At 56.3% G+C, this 17,505-nt stretch carries 12 protein-coding genes and 1 riboswitch; of the genes, 5 read left to right on the top strand and 7 right to left on the bottom strand.

What is annotated here, in order from left to right:
• Positions 1 to 22 precede the first annotated feature (22 nt).
• On the bottom strand, positions 23 to 1,960 hold the full coding sequence (locus ACTNB2_RS07960) for a hypothetical protein (RefSeq protein ID WP_441044598.1): 1,938 nt from the start codon (positions 1,958 to 1,960) through the stop codon (positions 23 to 25).
• Positions 1,961 to 2,319: 359 nt separating this feature from the next.
• On the opposite strand from ACTNB2_RS07960, the gene ACTNB2_RS07965 reads away from it, so the two are divergent.
• The 4 genes from ACTNB2_RS07965 to ACTNB2_RS07980 all read left to right on the top strand — a co-directional run bounded on the left by ACTNB2_RS07965 (position 2,320) and on the right by ACTNB2_RS07980 (position 12,374).
• On the top strand, positions 2,320 to 5,886 hold the full coding sequence (locus ACTNB2_RS07965) for a helicase-related protein (protein WP_441044600.1): 3,567 nt from the start codon (positions 2,320 to 2,322) through the stop codon (positions 5,884 to 5,886).
• Entirely contained in the window at positions 5,877 to 8,642 is a 2,766-nt protein-coding gene (locus ACTNB2_RS07970) for a DUF1156 domain-containing protein (protein ID WP_441044602.1), read from the top strand. Before ACTNB2_RS07965 ends, ACTNB2_RS07970 begins: the two co-directional genes overlap by 10 nt.
• 18 nt (positions 8,643 to 8,660) lie before the next feature.
• Positions 8,661 to 12,074 (top strand): DUF499 domain-containing protein, encoded by a 3,414-nt coding sequence (locus ACTNB2_RS07975; RefSeq protein ID WP_441044604.1) that lies wholly within the window; start codon positions 8,661 to 8,663, stop codon positions 12,072 to 12,074.
• Between the two features lie 129 nt (positions 12,075 to 12,203).
• Positions 12,204 to 12,374, top strand: coding sequence for a hypothetical protein (locus ACTNB2_RS07980; RefSeq protein WP_441045743.1), 171 nt, complete (start codon positions 12,204 to 12,206; stop codon positions 12,372 to 12,374).
• Positions 12,375 to 12,476: 102 nt separating this feature from the next.
• Here ACTNB2_RS07980 and ACTNB2_RS07985 read toward each other — a convergent pair whose 3' ends face one another.
• From ACTNB2_RS07985 to ACTNB2_RS08010, 6 genes are all read right to left on the bottom strand, one after another.
• Complete coding sequence (locus ACTNB2_RS07985) at positions 12,477 to 12,695, bottom strand: hypothetical protein (protein ID WP_441044608.1); 219 nt, start codon at positions 12,693 to 12,695, stop codon at positions 12,477 to 12,479.
• Between the two features lie 59 nt (positions 12,696 to 12,754).
• On the bottom strand, positions 12,755 to 13,228 hold the full coding sequence (locus ACTNB2_RS07990; RefSeq protein ID WP_441044610.1) for a hypothetical protein: 474 nt from the start codon (positions 13,226 to 13,228) through the stop codon (positions 12,755 to 12,757).
• A 57-nt stretch (positions 13,229 to 13,285) separates the two neighbouring features.
• A complete protein-coding gene (locus tag ACTNB2_RS07995) occupies positions 13,286 to 13,741 on the bottom strand; it encodes a helix-turn-helix transcriptional regulator (protein ID WP_441044612.1) in 456 nt (151 codons plus the stop codon).
• Between the two features lie 571 nt (positions 13,742 to 14,312).
• Complete coding sequence (locus ACTNB2_RS08000) at positions 14,313 to 14,735, bottom strand: hypothetical protein (protein WP_441044614.1); 423 nt, start codon at positions 14,733 to 14,735, stop codon at positions 14,313 to 14,315.
• Positions 14,736 to 14,743: 8 nt separating this feature from the next.
• Positions 14,744 to 14,834, bottom strand: a riboswitch (SAM riboswitch).
• 265 nt (positions 14,835 to 15,099) lie between these two features.
• On the bottom strand, positions 15,100 to 15,786 hold the full coding sequence (locus ACTNB2_RS08005; RefSeq protein ID WP_441044616.1) for a hypothetical protein: 687 nt from the start codon (positions 15,784 to 15,786) through the stop codon (positions 15,100 to 15,102).
• A 121-nt stretch (positions 15,787 to 15,907) separates the two neighbouring features.
• The gene (locus ACTNB2_RS08010) at positions 15,908 to 16,561 is read right to left on the bottom strand and encodes a helix-turn-helix transcriptional regulator (protein ID WP_441032364.1); all 654 of its coding nucleotides are present in this window, start codon (positions 16,559 to 16,561) and stop codon (positions 15,908 to 15,910) included.
• Between the two features lie 267 nt (positions 16,562 to 16,828).
• Here ACTNB2_RS08010 and ACTNB2_RS08015 point away from each other — a divergent pair, with 267 nt between their 5' ends.
• Positions 16,829 to 17,419, top strand: coding sequence for a nucleotidyltransferase family protein (locus ACTNB2_RS08015; protein ID WP_441042531.1), 591 nt, complete (start codon positions 16,829 to 16,831; stop codon positions 17,417 to 17,419).
• Positions 17,420 to 17,505 lie beyond the last annotated feature (86 nt).

Genomic DNA, 17,505 nt, shown 5'->3' on the forward strand with positions numbered 1-17,505 from the left:
CCGCCCATGCTGGTGTGGTGCCTTACTGCCTGGCAGTTCCTGATGTCGGCAGGTGGCTGCCGCAGTGGCCTATCACGATTAACTGTGCCTCGTCATCAAAACAAAAGTGCAAACGGAATGGGTCGCGGCGGTTGCGACCGTTGCCCTTAATGTGCGGCAAGATGCAAACCTGCTTACCGTTGTAAGTGCGTTGGCGGAGCCGCATGAGCTCGGTGTCGTTTTTAGTCAGCTTGGTCTCGGTCGGTGCGGCGTCAAACGAGGTCTGATTTCTAAACTCGCTATAGAGGTCTCCGGTCGTCGGGCGCTCCCCAAACTTGAGTTGCCACATAACGGTCGCTACGGATTTAAGGATCTGCCACTCCTCGTCAAGATCGGCAAAATCATATCGGCGTGCCGAGTCGTATGCCTCGGGCAAAACGAAAATGCGCGAGGGCCAGAGATTCGCAGCAAACCTAAGCTCGTCCTCAAGGGTGCGCGGAAATGCCTCGAGCCCCTCGACAAAACATGCTTCCGCTCTGAGCGCGGCTACCTGCTTTTCCGAGCGATCGGCTCGCTCCAGCGCCTCTTGGAGTCGATACTTTAAGTTGGCGATCGTGTTCTCGGATTCATCCAACTCGAGCAGGCTGTTTTCCAGTTGCTCAATACGCTGCTCATACGCGGCGTTGCTGTCGGCGTAATCGTTGGCCAGCCCCTCCCAGAGCTGCCTGTCGGCAGTCTCTTTTGACAACAGCTCTTTAAGGTTGTCCATTGCCTCTTGGCTGTACGAGGCGGCAAGCGCTTCGGTGCGTTTTGCCTCGGCTACGGTTTCATTCTCTGCGTGGCGTTTCATCTCTGCCATGCGGCTGCGTAGCGCCCCGATTGATTGGCGCGATTTGTACCAGGCAATATCGCTCGTGTCTACAATATCGCCCCTGCCGCGCAAGAACGAGCGCCCCAGGCTCCGGTTAAGTATCGTGGATGTCTTGTTACCGTACTCGGTCAGCCTATCGTGCCTGATGCAGAGGTGTCGACGGGCGTCTCCTTCGTCGGACAGATTGATGTTCGGTTGGTAAATACGAAGTGACGACTTGGGGCAGTTGTATCGATAGGCAGGCGTATCGTAGAGAAAAAGATTGAACAGCTTTGATTTGAGCCGACCATCGGATTCGTCGGCGGCAAACACGTTGGCTAGGCCCATAAGATTATTGGCGAGCTTGCCGGGATCTTTGACGGGATATCGACCGGTATCATCGCTGGTTATTAGAATCAGAGGGAGCTCGCGCTGGCTGCTCAGAAGGTTGTCGGAGAACTCGGCGTCAAAGTTCTCAAACATCAGGCGCGTGCACGATGTGTTGACGATTGTCTCTCCAACGCATGCCTGATGATTGGGAAGCGAAAACAGAACCTTTGCGATGCGGGGAATATTGAGGTCCGGTTCTGGCAGTGGCCAGCCCACATAATCGGGCAGGGTCGCATAGGTGACCTTGATATTGACCAGACATGAGTCGTCCTCGGAGGTCTCGAGACCAATACAGGTGTGCCAGTGACGAAACGGATAGTGACTGTCGGGCTCGTCATATTCGAAGGCCCAAGCGACGGGAATCCTGCCTCGCTTGTCATCAAAGGCTGCGCGAGTGCAAATGCTCACGCGGCTGCCCGTGGTCATGCCTCCAGAATAGCCAACGGGATAGCTGAGGTTTCCAAATATAAAATCGGAGGCGATGTTTTTATTGCTCGACAAAAACTCAAAGGCACTCTGCTCATGACGCTTGCGCTGCTCTTTATCGCGCACCCAGGTGTAGATCTGACGATACGCATCGACGATTGAGGGCGTGGTGGTCGAATAGGGCGAAAGCCTGAACTTTGCTCGGTAATGAATCTGTTCGTTTTCGGACCGCATGTTAGCCTCGCTTGCCTGTTGGCGGAATTGACCTGTAATGCTCAAGTGTAGGCGTTTGAGTAAAGGGCACGCATCGAACAACGGGCGTTAGGTGCCAAAGCGTCTGTAAGCGTGCTAATGGGCACCGGCGACGCGGAGTGATCACAAGGCATTCACGCTATTCGCAGCATTGTTGAGCAACAAACCGCGCGAGGTAAAAACGATTCCTTTTGCAGAAAACCCCATGACACGGCAAGCTGATTGAAAGACAATAGATAAAGCTGTAACAAGGGTGATTTATCGTTCACCCCGGTATCAATAAAACCCAGGAGATTTTTCGTGGCCATTCAGACGAAAACTCTTCGGGGGGGGGTGCTCGCTAGCGAGTGTCTTCCTTCGATAGACAATCCTAGCGTTATCTTGCGACATGCATTTCCGCTTCTCGTAAAGCGGGGCGCGTGATGGCAAAGCTAGCAGAGATAACGCCCGGTACGCGCGTTCGCGGTATCGCGGGGGATTCGCCCGTGACCATTAAGGCTGTCGAATGGCATGGCGATTCCGTCTTAAACGTAATCTACAAGACGGACCAGGGCGCACTGGGTGACCGACCCCTCTTCGATACAGATGAGGATAAATACATCATCGAAAAGTCCAGCGCCTGGGCGTTCGATGCCGACCCCGATGACCTGCGACTCGTGTCCGAGGCATATCGCATAGGTTTGGCTCATCTGTTCGATCCCTATCTGGCTATTCGTACGTCGTCTATCGAGCCGCTGCCGCACCAGATTTCGGCCGTCTACAAGGAAATGCTGCCGCGCTTGCCGCTGCGTTATGTGCTGGCGGACGACCCCGGTGCAGGCAAGACCATCATGACGGGCCTCCTAATAAAAGAAATGATTGCTCGCGGCGATCTTAGGCGTTGCCTTATCGTGGCTCCCGGTAATCTTGTGGAACAGTGGCAAGACGAGCTATGGCAAAAGTTTGGGCTCAAATTCCGCTTGCTTACAAACGATGTGCTGGAGTCTTCTGCTACCGGGAATCCCTTCGATGAGGTCGATTTTTGTATCGGCCGCCTAGATAAGCTGGCTCGCAACGACGAGATCCAAAAGAAGCTAAGGGCAACTTCGTGGGATCTTGTGGTGTGCGACGAGGCCCACAAGATGAGCGCGACAAACTTTGGCGGCGAGTTTAAACCGACCAAACGCTATAAGCTCGGTCAGCTCTTGGGTGACACAACCGAAAACTTGTTGCTTCTGACGGCTACGCCTCATAACGGTAAGCCGGCTGACTTTCGCTACTTTATGGCGCTCGTGGACAAGGACCGGTTTGCGGGAGGCAACCGCGTTAAGAATCCTGCGGCGCGCTCCACTGCCGGCCAGGCTCAGGGCCTTCCGCCCGCCGCTTCGCTTGACTGCGATGTTTCTGATGTCATGCGTCGCCTCGTGAAAGAGGAGCTGCTCAAGTTCGATGGACGTCCACTATTCCCCGAACGCTGCGCCTACACAGTCGAGTACGACCTATCTCCTGCCGAGCAGGAGCTCTATGACTCGGTGACTCATTACGTCACCGAGGAGTTTAACCGTGCAGAGCGCTTGGGTGGCAAGCATAAGAACAGCGTCGGCTTTGCTTTGACTATCTTGCAGCGTCGTCTTGCGTCGAGTCCCGAGGCCATCTACCAGTCGCTTCGGCGTCGTCGCATACGGCTTGAGTCCAAGCTCGCCGAGGCAAAAAGCGTTGCGAGCGGCAAGGTCGCCTATACAGATAAATGGGGCATCGATGCCAGAGATTTTGACGAGGACGATTACGACTCCGAAGAGTACGAACAAATGGAAGATGACGTCGTAGACACCGCTTCTGCGGCGGCGACTGCAGCTGAGCTCGATGCCGAGATCGCGATTTTACGCACGCTTGAGCGCAAGGCAAACGATGTTCGCATTAGTGGCGAGGACCGTAAGTGGGAGGAGCTTTCGCGACTGCTGCAAGACGATTCCAATATGTTTGGCATGGACGGTCGACGTGAGAAACTGATCATCTTTACCGAACACAAGGACACATTGAACTACCTCGCAGGGAAGATTGGCTCCCTCCTGGGTGACCGTACTGCCGTGCTCACCATTAAGGGCGGTATGACGCGCGACGAGCGCCATCGTGCCGAGGAAATGTTTAAGCAGGATGCGAACTCGCGCATCCTTGTCGCTACGGATGCCGCCGGCGAGGGCATTAACCTACAGCGTGCGCACCTTATGATCAACTACGACCTGCCGTGGAATCCCAATCGACTCGAGCAGCGCTTCGGTCGTATTCACCGCATCGGTCAAACCGAAGTATGTCATCTGTGGAACCTTGTCTCCACGCAGACGCGCGAGGGAGAAGTATTCCAACGCCTGTTCAGCAAGCTCGAGGTGGAACGTGCCGCGCTGGGCGGCAAGGTTTTCGACATCTTGGGCAGAGTTACCTTTGAAGGCAAGACGCTCCGTGACTTGCTCCTCGATGCGATTCGCTATGGCGATGACCCCGAGGTACGGGCGCGGCTCAACCAGGTGGTCGATGCATCGCTCGATACGAGCTCCATTAAACGGCTTCTCAAAGAATATGCGCTTACCGATGACGTCATGGACGCTCGCGGCGTAAGCGCTATCCGCGAGGACATGGAGCGCATGGAGGCGCGCAAGCTCGAGCCGCACTTTATCCAGGCATTTTTCATGGCGGCAATGAAGCGCTTGGGAGGACGCGTGACATCTCGCGAGCCTGGCAGGTTCGAGGTGCTCGAGGTGCCGTTCTCGGTTCGCTCGATGAGCATGGGCGGCGAATGCGGCCACGTGCTTGCCTCCTATGAGCGTATTTGCTTTGACAAAGAATCTAAAGAGGGTCCTGGACTCGTTCCCGCGGAGTTGGTATGCCCCGGTGAACCGCTTTTGGATGCAACGGTGAAGGTGCTGATTGGCCAAATGGGTTCGGCGCTTAAGCGGGGCTGTGTGCTCGTGGACGATAGAGATTTTGGAGACAAGCCGAGACTCTTACTCTATATCGAGAACTCCGTCCAGGACGATACGACGCTGGCCGACGGCACCAAACGTACGGTATCCAAAGAGTTTAGGTTCGTTGAGGTTGACGCTGCGGGCGAAGCTTGTGATGCGGGCTATGCGCCCTATTTGGACTATCGCGGTCCTCGTCCGTCCGAGGCATCTGCCGCGCACACTATCGCTTCTGAGCAGGAGTGGCTTACCGGTGACATTGATGCGCTTGCCATGGATTTCGCCATTCGCGAGATTCTCCCTGTGAGCCTCAAAGAGGTGCGCAATCGTCGTATTCCGCAGGTCGAGAAGATCGAGCGAGCCGTTGACGCGCGTCTTACCGAAGAGGCCAATTATTGGGATGGTCGCGCGTGGGAGCTGGAGGAGAAAGAAAAGCAAGGCAAGAAGACACGCCTGAGCTCTCTGAATGCTCGTCGTCGCGCCGACGATCTGCGCGACCGCAGACAAATGCGCTTGGCGGAGCTGCAGCGCGAAAAGAACATCACTCCCGCGATTCCGAGGGTGCTGGGCGGCGCGCTTGTGATTCCAGTTGGCATGCTGCCCCACGACTCACATGCTACCACCGCATCCAGTGCGGCGGGCAGGCGCGAGGTAGAGCTTGCCGGCATGCGTGCCGTCATGGCTATCGAGCGGGAGCTGGGATTTACGCCGCGGGACCGCAGTGCCGATAACTGCGGCTACGACGTCGAATCCGTGGTGCCCGATGCGCTTCGTGCCAAGGGGCCGGCGCTGCGAATGATTGAGGTCAAGGGTCGCACCGCGGGCGCCACTACGGTCACCGTCTCGCACAACGAAGTGATGTGTGCGCTCAACAGGCCAGATGCCTTTGTGCTCGCACTGGTCGAGGTCGATGGAAACACGACCCGAACTTCTTACATCGCACATCCATTTACAAGTCCGCCGGATTATGCCGCGGCAAGCACGAATTACGACATCGCGCGCCTCAAGGAAGCGGGCGACGTGATACTAGAGAGGGAGCAGACATGGCAGTAAAGAAGAAGCTCATCGAGGTGGCGCTGCCGCTCGACGCCATCAATGCGGCATCTGCCCGCGAAAAGTCCATCCGCCACGGCCATCCGTCGACGCTGCACTTGTGGTGGGCCCGCCGTCCACTTGCGGCAGCGCGTGCTGTCATTTGGTCGTCGCTGGTCGACGATCCTTCTGCTCATCCCGAAAAGTTCCCAACTGAGGAAGACCAAGCTGCCGAGCGCGATCGCCTGTTCAAAATTCTCGAGGAACTTGTGGTATGGGAAAACTCCAATAGCGAGCGTGTACTTAATGCCGCCAAGGCCGAGATTAAAAAGTCGATGGGCGACGATTTGCCGCCTCTGTTGGATCCCTTTGCAGGCGGCGGTGCCATACCGCTGGAGGCGCAGCGTCTGGGCCTCGAGGCCTATGCGCAGGACCTCAACCCGGTTGCTGTGACCATCAATAAGGCCATGATCGAGATCCCGCCGCTGTTCACGGACAAGCCTGCTGTTAATCCCGAGGCTTGTGGCAAGCTGACCAATGGAGGCTGGAGTGGCAATGCTGGTCTGGCGGCCGACGTTAAGTACTATGGAACCTGGATGAAGGAGGAGGCTGCCCAGCGCATCGGGCATATGTACCCCAAAGTGCGGGTGCCTGCCGAGCAGGGCGGTGGCGAGGCGACCGTCATCGCATGGCTGTGGGCCCGCACCGTCAAGTGCCCCAACCCCGCCTGCGGGCACGAGGCGATCCTCGTGCGCTCGTTCGACCTCTCCAAGAAGAAGGGCAAGGAGTGGCACGTCGAGCCCGTCTGCGAGGGCGGAGAGGTGCGCTTCGAGGTCGCGCCCGGCAAGGCGGCGCAGGACGGCACGGTGAACCGCCGCGGCGCGACCTGCGTGCACTGCGGGGCACCTATCGCTTTCGACCATATACGCGAAGAGTCGCGCGAGGGACGCATGGGCGCCAAGCTCATGGCTATCGTCGCCGAAGGGCAACGCGGCAGAATCTACATCGCGCCAGACGAGGTGCAGATAGCTGCCGCCGACGTTCCGATGCCCGATGACTATCCCCAGGGCAAGCTCGCTTATTACCCGGGTCATCTGAACACGAACGTCTACGGCCTCGACGAGTTCTGGAAGCTCTTCACCAACCGACAGCTGACGGCGCTGACGACGTTCTCGGCGCTTGTCGGCGAGGCACAGAGGAAGGCGGAGGCGGACGCCGTTGCCGCCGGCCTGCCCGATGACGGCATCGGCCTGGCGGACGGCGGCACCGGCGCTCGTGCTTACGGCGAGGCTGTCGGCGTGTACCTGGCGTTTGTGATTGACAAAATGACGGACTACAACTCCTCAATCTGTTCTTGGCACACATCTAGAGACACCATGTCAAACGTGTTCGGACGACAGGCTATTCCTATGAAATGGGATTATGCCGAGGCAAATCCACTCTCTGCTTCATCGGGTAGTTTTAGAAGCATGATTAAGTGGGTTCTTGATTGCTTGGTCGAATTGCCAAAGACAAATATAGTTGGCTCTGTGTGTCAATTCGACGCTCAAAGCGATAATGGCATGCGCGGTCTCCTCGTGTCTACGGATCCGCCCTACTACGACAACATCGGCTACGCGGACCTCTCGGACTACTTCTATGTGTGGTTGCGTCAGTCTTTGCGCAGTACGTACCCCAAGCTCTTCAGTACTATGCTCGTGCCTAAGCACGAGGAGCTCGTCGCCACGCCCTACCGCGAGGACCGCGGCAAGGACGGTGCGCGTAAGTTCTTCGAGGAAGGCATGTTCAGCACATTCAAGCAGGTGAACAAGTACGCCCGCGAGGACGTGCCCGTGACTATCTACTACGCCTTCAAGCAGAGCGAGACCGAGACCTCAAATGACGTGGAATCCACGGCGTCGACTGGCTGGGAGACGATGCTCTCCGCGATTATCCATGCTGGTTTTTCCATTGTGGGAACTTGGCCAATTCGAACTGAGCTGGTAACTGCCCTCAAATCATCGGTTAATGCTCTTGCGACGTCTGTCGTCCTCGTGTGCCGCAGGCGCCCCGAGGGCGCGCCCATGGGGACGCGACGAGACTTCGTGGTGGCGCTCAAGCGTGAGCTGGGTCCTGCGCTCGATAAACTTCGTTCTTCGAATATCGCACCTGTTGATCTTGCACAATCGGCTATCGGACCTGGTATCGGCGTGTATTCGCGCTACAGCCAGGTGCTCGAGGCCGACGGTAGCCCCATGACGGTGCGTGCAGCGCTGCAACTTATCAACCAAGAGGTCGATGCGTACTTTAGCGACCAGGATGGCGAACTCGATCGCGAGAGCCGCTTCTGCGTCGATCTTTATACGCAGAAAGCCTTTGACACCATTAAGTTCGGAGAAGCCGACGTGCTTGCTCGCGCTAAGAACGTTTCCATCGAAGGACTGGCAGCCCAAGGGCTCCTTGCTTCTGTTAAGGGAAATGTGCACTTGCTCGACCGTAGCGAGGTGTCGGAGCGCGTTGACTTTAAGGCGCCTACCTGGCTCACGACTCAGCAGCTTACGCATGCGCTCGAGGAGGGCGGTGTTGCGGCTTGTGCCAAGATTGTTAGCCAAACGCTCGGCGGTCGTGCCGATGGTGCCAAGGCGCTTGCGTATCGCCTCTTTACCATTGCGGACAAACGCAACTGGCAGCAGGAGGCCTTTGCTTACAACTCGCTCGTAACGGCATGGCCCGAGATACAGTCGAAGGCAGCGCAGCTTGCCGTCGAGCGACCCGCACAAGACTCGCTCTTCGATTAAGTCTCAAGGAGATAAACCATGGAGAACAACAGCAACAACAGCGAGCTTCTCAATAAGGGTTTTGACTTTTTGCTCGAGGCTCTCGACCCCTATGTGATGCGCGAGCTTACCCAGGCATATGGCAATGATTTTTGGCAGGTTGGCGTACTCAATAAGCTCTATGATGACCAAAAGCGCAACCTGCCTGCATCGGGTGACTATGCCACTCTTGCCGACTCGCTCGATATTGCCTTGTGCTTGCTGCTCGTTGACATCAACTGGCGCGATGTGTTTCGCCTTAGGTTGCCTCAGGATTGCAAGAACTACGTCATGGAGCTCAAGGGCGTTCGTAACAAGGTCGCGCATCGCGGTATGGGAGGCATTTCGGACAGCGATGCATGGCGTGCGCTCGATACCATGAGCCGCTTGGCCGAGCAGATTGATCAGGATACTGCGGCGCAGATCAACGCGATGCTACGCGAGGTTCGTTATGGCAGCGCCGATGGCTCGACGGCAGTGACAACGAACGTCGATGCTGGCGTGGAGACCCCAGCACCTCGCAGGAGGTCCCTCGAGCAAACCAAGGCCGTGCGAGGGCTGCCGAGTTGGCGCGACGTCATGGAGCCCCATATGGATGTGGCTGAGGGGCGCTATAAAAACGCCGAGTTTGCGGCCGATCTTGCCCAGGTGGCGCGCGGCAAGGGCGAGCTGGAGTATCGCGACCCGGTCGAATTCTTCAATCGAACGTATGTGACCGAGGGCATGAAAGGGCTGCTCGTGCAGTCATTGCGCCGCGTGGCTGGTCTGGACGGCGAGCCTGTCATTCAACTAAAGACAGCATTTGGCGGCGGCAAAACGCACAGCATGCTCGCTCTCTACCACATGATGCGCAGCCGTTCGCGCGTGGGACAAATTGCTAACCTTGCTTCTGTGCTTGAAGCGGCGGGCGTTGCCGAGGTCCCTGAGGTGCATGTTGCTGTGCTCGTGGGCACCTCTATCAACCCGGCAAAAGCCATGCGCCCAGCTACCATGCCTGGCATCATGGTCAACACGCTCTGGGGCCATATGGCATATCAGCTCGCAGAATCAGCTGGCAGGCCCGAGCTCTATGACTATGTGAAAGATGCCGACAAGAAGGGTGTTTCGCCGGGATCCGCTGCCCTGACTGAGCTTTTCGATGACTGCGGCTGCTGCCTTGTTCTTATGGACGAGCTTGTTGCCTATGCCAAGAAGATTTATGGCGTCGATGGGCTTAACGCTGGCAGCTTCGACAACTTCATCACCTTTATCCAGGAGCTCACTGAGGCAGCACGCGCTTCGAAGTGTAGTCTGGTCGTAGCCTCTATTCCCGAATCTGACAACGAGATTGGTGGTGAGGCGGGCCAGCGAGCTTTGGAGCAGATTGAGCATACCTTTGGGCGCATGGAGGCCATTTGGAAGCCCGTGGCGGCAAACGAAGGATTCGAGGTTGTGCGCCGCAGGCTTTTCCTTGACTGCAAGGATGATGCCGCTCGCGATGAAGTGTGCGCGACGTTTAGCAAGATGTATAACGAAAATAAAACGGACTTCCCGGTGGAGTCACGCGAGCTTGAATACCGCGACCGCATGGTTTCTTGTTACCCGATTCACCCCGAAGTGTTTGATCGCCTCTACGAGGACTGGGCAACGCTCGAAAAGTTTCAACGTACCCGTGGCGTGCTGCGCTTAATGGCCTCGGTTATTCACGAGCTGTGGATGAACCAGGACCCTTCGCCCATGATTATGCCGGGGTCGTTCCCCCTCGATGTGCCTGGCGTGCGCGATGAGCTCACGCGCTATCTTGATGACAACTGGAATGCGGTTGTTGATTCCGAGATCGACGGCAAGCAGTCCGTTCCATATCGCAATGACGGTAACAACACTCGTTACGGCAACCTTTTGGCATCGCGTCGTGTTGCGCGTACCATCATGCTTGGCAGTGCTCCCGACGTGGGCGGACAGTCCGTTCGCGGTATTGAGCGCGCACATATTCGCTTGGGCACGGTCCAACCTGGCGAGAACCTTTCCGTATTTAATGACGCCTTGGGCACACTGCAGACATCCTCGTCTTTCCTCTATAGCGATGTCAACGGCAACCGTTTTTGGTACGATACGCGCCCCACGTTGCGCAAAGTTGCCGATGACCGCGCCCAACAAGTCAAAGACTCCGACGCGCTCTATGAGGTCGAGAGTCGTCTAAAGAAACTGCGCAAGGTTGATCCTTTCTCGGGCATTCATGTGTGTCCTGCAGGCTCGCTTGACGTTCCGGATGATCAGACGCTGCGCCTGGTGGTGTTGACGCCGTCCGCCAATCATCGTGGAAAGACGGCCGATTCCGCGGCACTCACCTTGGCCTCGGAGATGCTCTCAAATCGCGGTACGTCTCCGCGTGCGTACAAGAATATGGTTGTGTTCGCCGCTGCGGACGCATCGTACTATGCGCAGCTTGTGACTGCGGCGAAGCAGTATCTTGCTTGGGATTCCATCAAGAAAGATCGCGAGTCGCTAAATCTTGATGTGGCGCAGACGCGCGAGACTGACCAGAGTGTGAGGCGTTCTGACGAATCACTCGAGTTGAAGATCCAAGAGGCTTATAGCTGGCTTATTTATCCGCGCGTTGACCTTTTTAGCGGCTCGATGGATATCGTTTGGGAAGCAGAGCACGTTGAGGGCGGCGGCGAAAATATCGTTGCCAAGATGGCGCGTAAGCTTGTTTCCGATGAGGCGGCCATCAAGACCTGGGCACCCGCCCTGCTTAAGATGGAGCTCGATCGAGTGCTCTGGAAGGACGCGGACCACATCCAGATTAAGCGTCTGTGGGAGTTCCTGTGCTCTTATTGCTATCTTCCCAGGCTGTCGTGCTATGGCGTGCTCGAGGACGCGATTCAAAGGGGCCTGGGCTCAAAGGAATATTTTGGCCTTGCTGCTGGCTTCTCGGACGATCGCTATATGGAGCTGACGTTTGGTGAGCAGAAGACATTTATCAACGAGAGCGACCTGCTGGTGAAGCCGACTGTGGCAACAAAGCAGATTGAAGAGGAAGAGGCTGCTGCTCGCGCTGCGGCTGCGGAGGCCGCGCAGAGCTCCAGCAACGGTGGGCATGGGTTTACGTTTGGCCCTACGACGACCGAAACCGTAACGGATACGGACGGCAGGACCACGGTTGTCGACACGACGCCAGTGGTGGTGCAGCCCGCGAGGCAAAAGACATCCTTCCATATGACGGCAAAGCTCGACAACACTCGTGTCAATCGCAACATCCAGACCATCATGGATGAAGTGGTGAGCCAACTAAACATGCTGGGCGGTGCCGACGTGCAGCTTTCGTTTAGCGTTTCCGCTCATGTCGAAGACGGAATCCCCGTGCAAACAGTTCGAGCAATAAGCGAGAACTGCTCCACATTGGATATCAACGACTATAGGTTTGGGGAGTAAAGGTTCCTTTAGAGATATCTAAGAGGATAACCTCGCTAAAAACGATTTGGATCTCTGATTAATTGTTATCAGGCCGCCGATCGTCCGTGCCCGCATCCCGCCATATTCGGGATGCGGGTTTCTACGCTTTTGTTCATCAAACAAGCAGCTGCTTTTGGCAGCTCTCCCGGGCTGCGCATCGCTTGTGATGTCGATGCGACCGACCAGAGAGTCGGCGCATTGGTCGGTCGCATTACAAAAGACAGGTTTACTGAGATTGGTGAACTGACGGCCATGGCGCATGCCATTGTGGCTGCCTAGTTTGAAAGCTGAGATGGAAAGTGCTTTCGGACAGGAGGGCAATATCAAGCCCCACATTCCCTGTGGGAAGTGGGGCTTTCAAGGGCTGCTAGTTAATAGTTATTAGAGATAGCCGTTCAGCCAATCGGGCATATTGGGATCGTCAATGCTCCACGAATCTTCTTCATGCTCGCTTTCCTCCCAGCTGCTTTCGTCCCCATCGAAGAACTTGCGCCTATTGCACTTGTATTTGACAACCGTGTCGCCCCCACGGCGGTATTCATTCCAGTAGTAGTTTTGCTTTCCGTATCCGTTCCATTCTTGAGTTCTGTATATGACCATGGTATCTCCTTTTCGTTTACGTACGCGGGACGCACGGTGTATCAGATTTGACTACTGGGCTATGACTTGCGCAATGCGAGTTTTTTGGCGTTAATGCTCGCAAGTTCGTCGGAAGTAAAAACAAACGGGACAACCGCTTCATCCCATTCGATATTTGAGAAGGTATAACCGGCGCGCGTTACTTTGACCGTTTCTTTCCCAAAGAGTTTGCCGACTTCTGTGAGCTTGTAACCCCAAGGCTCTTTTGTCATCATTCCGCTGGAGACGAGACGCTTGTTAACTGCCTGATTCGAAAGAAGCAAGTCATGTCCGAGTCCCGTTGCGGTCTTCTCGACTCCGGTAAGGTTGACCACTGGCAAGGAGGTCTTTTCCGCCGCCTCAGCAATCGTGGCAACACCTTTGTCTACACCAGTACAAGTAGTTTTGAATTTAGGCATATGGCCTGTTTTCGTGGCAATCGTAATGCTAACGATTGAACTGATTGCCACAAATACACCGATGCCAATCTGGACTTTGTGCTGCTCGAGCCACACGAGGCCTTTGTTCTTTGCGGACAGATCAGTATTTTCCGACTCCAATTTCTGTACACCTCATTTCTTGATTGATTTTGCAAGTTGATATGCAAGAGAGCCCAATGCCGGAATCAATGCCGATGAAGCGGGGATTAGGGCGGCGGTGAGAGCGGTTGCTCCAACTATGGCGCTCTGCTTAGTAGCTGCCTCTTGTTGTGCCCCCTTCTCATCCCCTTCTTTAAGGGCATTTTGCATCTTCTCTAGTTTGGGTGCTACTGGTTGGTCAACGAATAGCTGAATTATTTTTGCCAGATCTTCGTTTCCGCTGACGGCGATTTCGTTGTTGAATACCGCCCTGATGGCGAGATAGTGCATCTTCGTCATCTGCGTTTTACCCGTCTCAAGGCTGCTGACGGTTTGCTTTGTTATGCCTAGTTCGTTCGCAAGCCGTTCGCCACTCCAGCCCGCTGCCTTGCGAATGGTTGACAGGTGAGCTTGGAGCCTGCTGACTAGTTCTTCATCCGTTGAAGTCATTTATGCCTCACAAAGTAAAGAATCCTTATTACAGTCAGATATTATATATCTAGTCAGAAAATTATCAATTACTAAGTGAGTCTTAGTTTATTCGGCGGGCTCCTGTATCTCCTCAGTTTTAAACTGAATTGAAAACGATACCGATGTTGGTGTCTTGTTCTCATGTTTTAAGGGCATGGGCAGGTGTTGCTCGACAGACGATGGCCTCGATGCCGATTTCATGCATTCCCATCAGGGGTCATCCGCCAGGAACCTGTTTTCCATCGTTGCGTGGTCAGCGAGACGTGCAAGGAGCACATCGACCGTATGGGTGGCTGTTATCTCTGCACGGTTGAGGGGGCATCTTGGAAGACGTGTCCATGGCGATCTTGGGAGACGCTAACCGCTTGGGCTATAGTGGACGGCCGGTCTTAGAAGGCCTATGGGTGGGAGATGTTGTTTCACTTGCCAACGACCGGCCGGGGTCTGGCTTAACCGACGTGAAACGTGATTACACCATCTGGTAGTAAGTCGAGTTGCAGATGAGTACGCCCGATCGTGTGGAATAAGGCTTCAGGAGCGCTCCGCCTGTTTACACCCCCGCAATCCCACGCGCCGCACTCAACAGCTCGTACTCCCTCTGACTCCACTGACGCAGCTCGGCAGCCTCGACGGCATCACGACACAGGTCCAAAAACACCTCGGCCCCCTCGCAGAAGCACTCACGGGCAAAGTCGCCCGAGCCGTCCGCGATGCACGTGCCGTCTGCAAACAGCTCCCAGCTAGACGGCTCGCGCAAATCGTCTCCGAGCAGCTTGATCTGCAACACATGCGGGTTGCCAGCAGCACAGAGCTCTTCTTCGAGCACCTGCACCGTAAAGCGCATCTGGTGGGAGAGACTACTCTTGACCATGGCCGAGGCGTAGCCATTTGGCTTATCCAGAAGATGCATGTGATTCGGTTTGACGACCAGGTTGTGGAAGTTGCGCTCGCTGCGCACGGAGAAATTGTCCATACGGACTCCTTTCATCGATGTTGGCAGGGCCACCGTGCCTCTTGGCCGGTTGGCGTCGGGATCGTGGAGCCAACTCTCTACCCCGACTCTGGATAAAACGCGCCCGCTCCTTGCGGGCACGATGGAGTCTATCAGCGCGCGCGGACAGAAATCAAGCGCCGCCTGCGAAATGACGTGCAAGCGACGCCTGATTGCGCGGCGATTATTCGACCTGTATTCGGATAAGTGTCGAAATCGGCCGTAAGAAAGTACGGAAAAGTGTCGAATCTGACGGTCTCAACATCCGGAAAAGTGTAACCGGATGACAAAACAGCACGTAGAAGCTGGTGCTACATATGGACGCTTCAGCCGCCCCCGACCCTCGCTACTCGTCTCCGTCGTTGGGGTCGCCCTTGAGGGTGTTGATGTCCAGGTGCTGATTGTCGTTCTCTTTTTGCTGCGTTGCCGATTCGGAGGCGGTGGGGCCGCGGAATAGCTGGAATCCCTCAAACGCAATGACGCCAAGCAGCACCACGACGATCGCTATAAAGATAATCTTTGCTACTGGATTGAAATCCAAAAAGCGCGGCGCCTCTTCCGCGGCGTAGTAGTCGCCATAATAATCGTCGTTGTGAGTGTGGCTATCGGTGTATGAGGATGTGGGCATAGCTTGCGCATGGTCGTCCGGCTCGTATTCGGAAGCGGACGCGGCGACAAGCGGATTTACCGGCTCGCCGAGCGTCGGCGCGCCGGCAGATGTTTCGTCCAGATCGGCATCAGCCCAGGAATCGAAAGCAAGCTGACGGGTCGCAAAGTCGTCGAGATCTGCAACGGGCGGTTCGGGCGCAAGATGCTGCGCCGCGGCGATAAACGATGCCGTCTCGGAAGGATCGCCTGCCGAATGGGTTCCGTCGCCCATGTGCTCGTCGGCTGTCCAGGGGCGATCACTCATCACGTCGTCGAGGCTCAACGCAAACAGATCGTCTTCGCCCTCGTCAAACGCGCGTTTCGCATGCCTGGCGGCAGAAGCGAAGCCTCCGTGGTCGTTGCGCGATGCGTTGCTCGACCCCATCTTGTTCCATCCTTTCGAACCGTCTATCTCATCGATTATATGGAACTTGCCTTGCGGCCGAGTCTTGGATTCGTGCATTCCAGAACTCGCGCCCAAAAGGGGAGGGGCGCAGGCGCGCTGACTATTTTTCGCCGGCCGCCGCCTTGGCCTCGTTGAGGTAGCTATAGAAGCTGTACTTAGAGATGCCAAAGAACTCGCAGGCACGCTCGCTCGACTTGGAAATGAGGAAGGCGCCGCGACGGTCGAGGTAGCCAATGGCGCGAATGCGCTCATCTTTGGTCATAAGGGCTGCGGGCTTGCCCACGTATTGCTCGCACTCGCGCAGCAGATCTTCGAGCAGGTCGCCGATGGTTTTGGTAATGGGCTCGGGCTCGGTGTAGCCCGTGCCGTCGGTGCCGGTAAAGGCATCGAGCGAGCGCTCAAAAGCCTTCATGAGCGTAATGTCAAAGTTAATGCCCAAAATGCCGACAGGCTTGCCCTCGTCGTTGCGGATAAAGATGGTCGAGGACTTAAGCAGCTTGCCATCGGCGGTTTTGGTGAGGTATGGCTCGCGGTCGTGCACGTCGGTGGTGTCCTCGTGCATGGACTCAAACACAATATGGCTGGGACCGTCACCCAGCTTGCGCCCGCTTACATGGCCGTTTTCGATCACCACGATAGAGTGATCCACGTCCTCGGTCTCCAGGTCGTGGACGACGACTTCGCAGTTGGGGCCAAACTGGAGCGCCAGGCCGTGTGCAAGGCGCTTAAAAAACTCAATCTGTGCGGGGGTCATGGGTGCCTTCCTAAAAATTAGTTTGGGCACACTTTGCCATAAACCCCACTTGTTCGCAAATAACGAAAGCGTCGCTGCGTTATGAGCGCAACGCCGTCCGTTGGTTTCAGGCCTAAAGCCGGGTTGAGGTAAGCCATGTAAAGGGGGCGCTCTGCCAACCGGCGGGGTGCCCCCTTTTTGCATCGTGGGCGTGCGGGATAAGCGCTTTCGATGTAGATGCCCCGCGACGCGCGTTATGGGTACGATGGCTTCAGGGGAGGTATCGCCATGAAACTTGGTTGCGTCATTATGGCTTCGGGCGAGGGCAAGCGGTTTGGCTCTAACAAGATGCTTGCCGATATCTATGGCGAGCCGCTGATTCAGCGGACGATTGAATCGGTGCCCAGGGGATTTGACGTTGTTGTTACGACGCGCTGGCCCCAGGTTGCCGAGATCTGCCGTGAGCTGCGCTGCGCGTGCGTACGGCACGATGGCGCGCTCAGGAGCGAGAGCGTGCGCGCCGGCCTTACTTGGGGAGCCGATCGCGATTGGAGGGGCTGCCTCTTTTTGCCGGGCGACCAGCCGCTCGTGAGTTCGGATTCCTTTGAGGCACTCGCCGGTGCTTTTAAGGCCAACGGCGGTGTCGCGCCCGTGCGTCTTGCCCTGAACGGCGAGCCGGCCTCTCCGGTGCTGTTCCCCGCGAGCTTCTTTCCTAACCTTATGGGGCTTAAGGGCAAGGACGGCGGATCGTCGCTGCTGCGCGGCCGTGCCGATATCCAGTTGGTCGAGGCACGTGCCTACGAGCTGTGGGATGTCGACACCGCCAAGGGCCAGCGCCGCGTCTCAGAACACGTTGCGGCCTGCTACGCGCCCCGCTAGCAGGGGGTGCCGCCAGGGTAGCTAATTTGGGACGGGGCTCTTTTAGCTACCCCATGTTGAGAGAAAAATCATCAGGTAGGCAGGGT

The sequence above is a fragment of the Collinsella sp. HCP28S3_G2 genome (assembly GCF_052065125.1).
Classification (GTDB): Bacteria; Actinomycetota; Coriobacteriia; order Coriobacteriales; family Coriobacteriaceae; genus Collinsella.

Excerpts from the sequence above, each read along its gene's own strand:
- ACTNB2_RS07985 (WP_441044608.1), bottom strand. The coding sequence starts at position 12,695 with ATGGTCATATACAGAACTCAAGAATGGAACGGATACGGAAAGCAAAAC.
- ACTNB2_RS07995 (WP_441044612.1), bottom strand. The coding sequence starts at position 13,741 with ATGACTTCAACGGATGAAGAACTAGTCAGCAGGCTCCAAGCTCACCTG.
- ACTNB2_RS08005 (WP_441044616.1), bottom strand. The coding sequence starts at position 15,786 with ATGGGGTCGAGCAACGCATCGCGCAACGACCACGGAGGCTTCGCTTCT.
- ACTNB2_RS08000 (WP_441044614.1), bottom strand. The coding sequence starts at position 14,735 with ATGGACAATTTCTCCGTGCGCAGCGAGCGCAACTTCCACAACCTGGTC.
- ACTNB2_RS08010 (WP_441032364.1), bottom strand. The coding sequence starts at position 16,561 with ATGACCCCCGCACAGATTGAGTTTTTTAAGCGCCTTGCACACGGCCTG.
- ACTNB2_RS07970 (WP_441044602.1), top strand. The coding sequence starts at position 5,877 with ATGGCAGTAAAGAAGAAGCTCATCGAGGTGGCGCTGCCGCTCGACGCC.
- ACTNB2_RS08015 (WP_441042531.1), top strand. The coding sequence starts at position 16,829 with ATGAAACTTGGTTGCGTCATTATGGCTTCGGGCGAGGGCAAGCGGTTT.
- ACTNB2_RS07965 (WP_441044600.1), top strand. The coding sequence starts at position 2,320 with ATGGCAAAGCTAGCAGAGATAACGCCCGGTACGCGCGTTCGCGGTATC.
- ACTNB2_RS07975 (WP_441044604.1), top strand. The coding sequence starts at position 8,661 with ATGGAGAACAACAGCAACAACAGCGAGCTTCTCAATAAGGGTTTTGAC.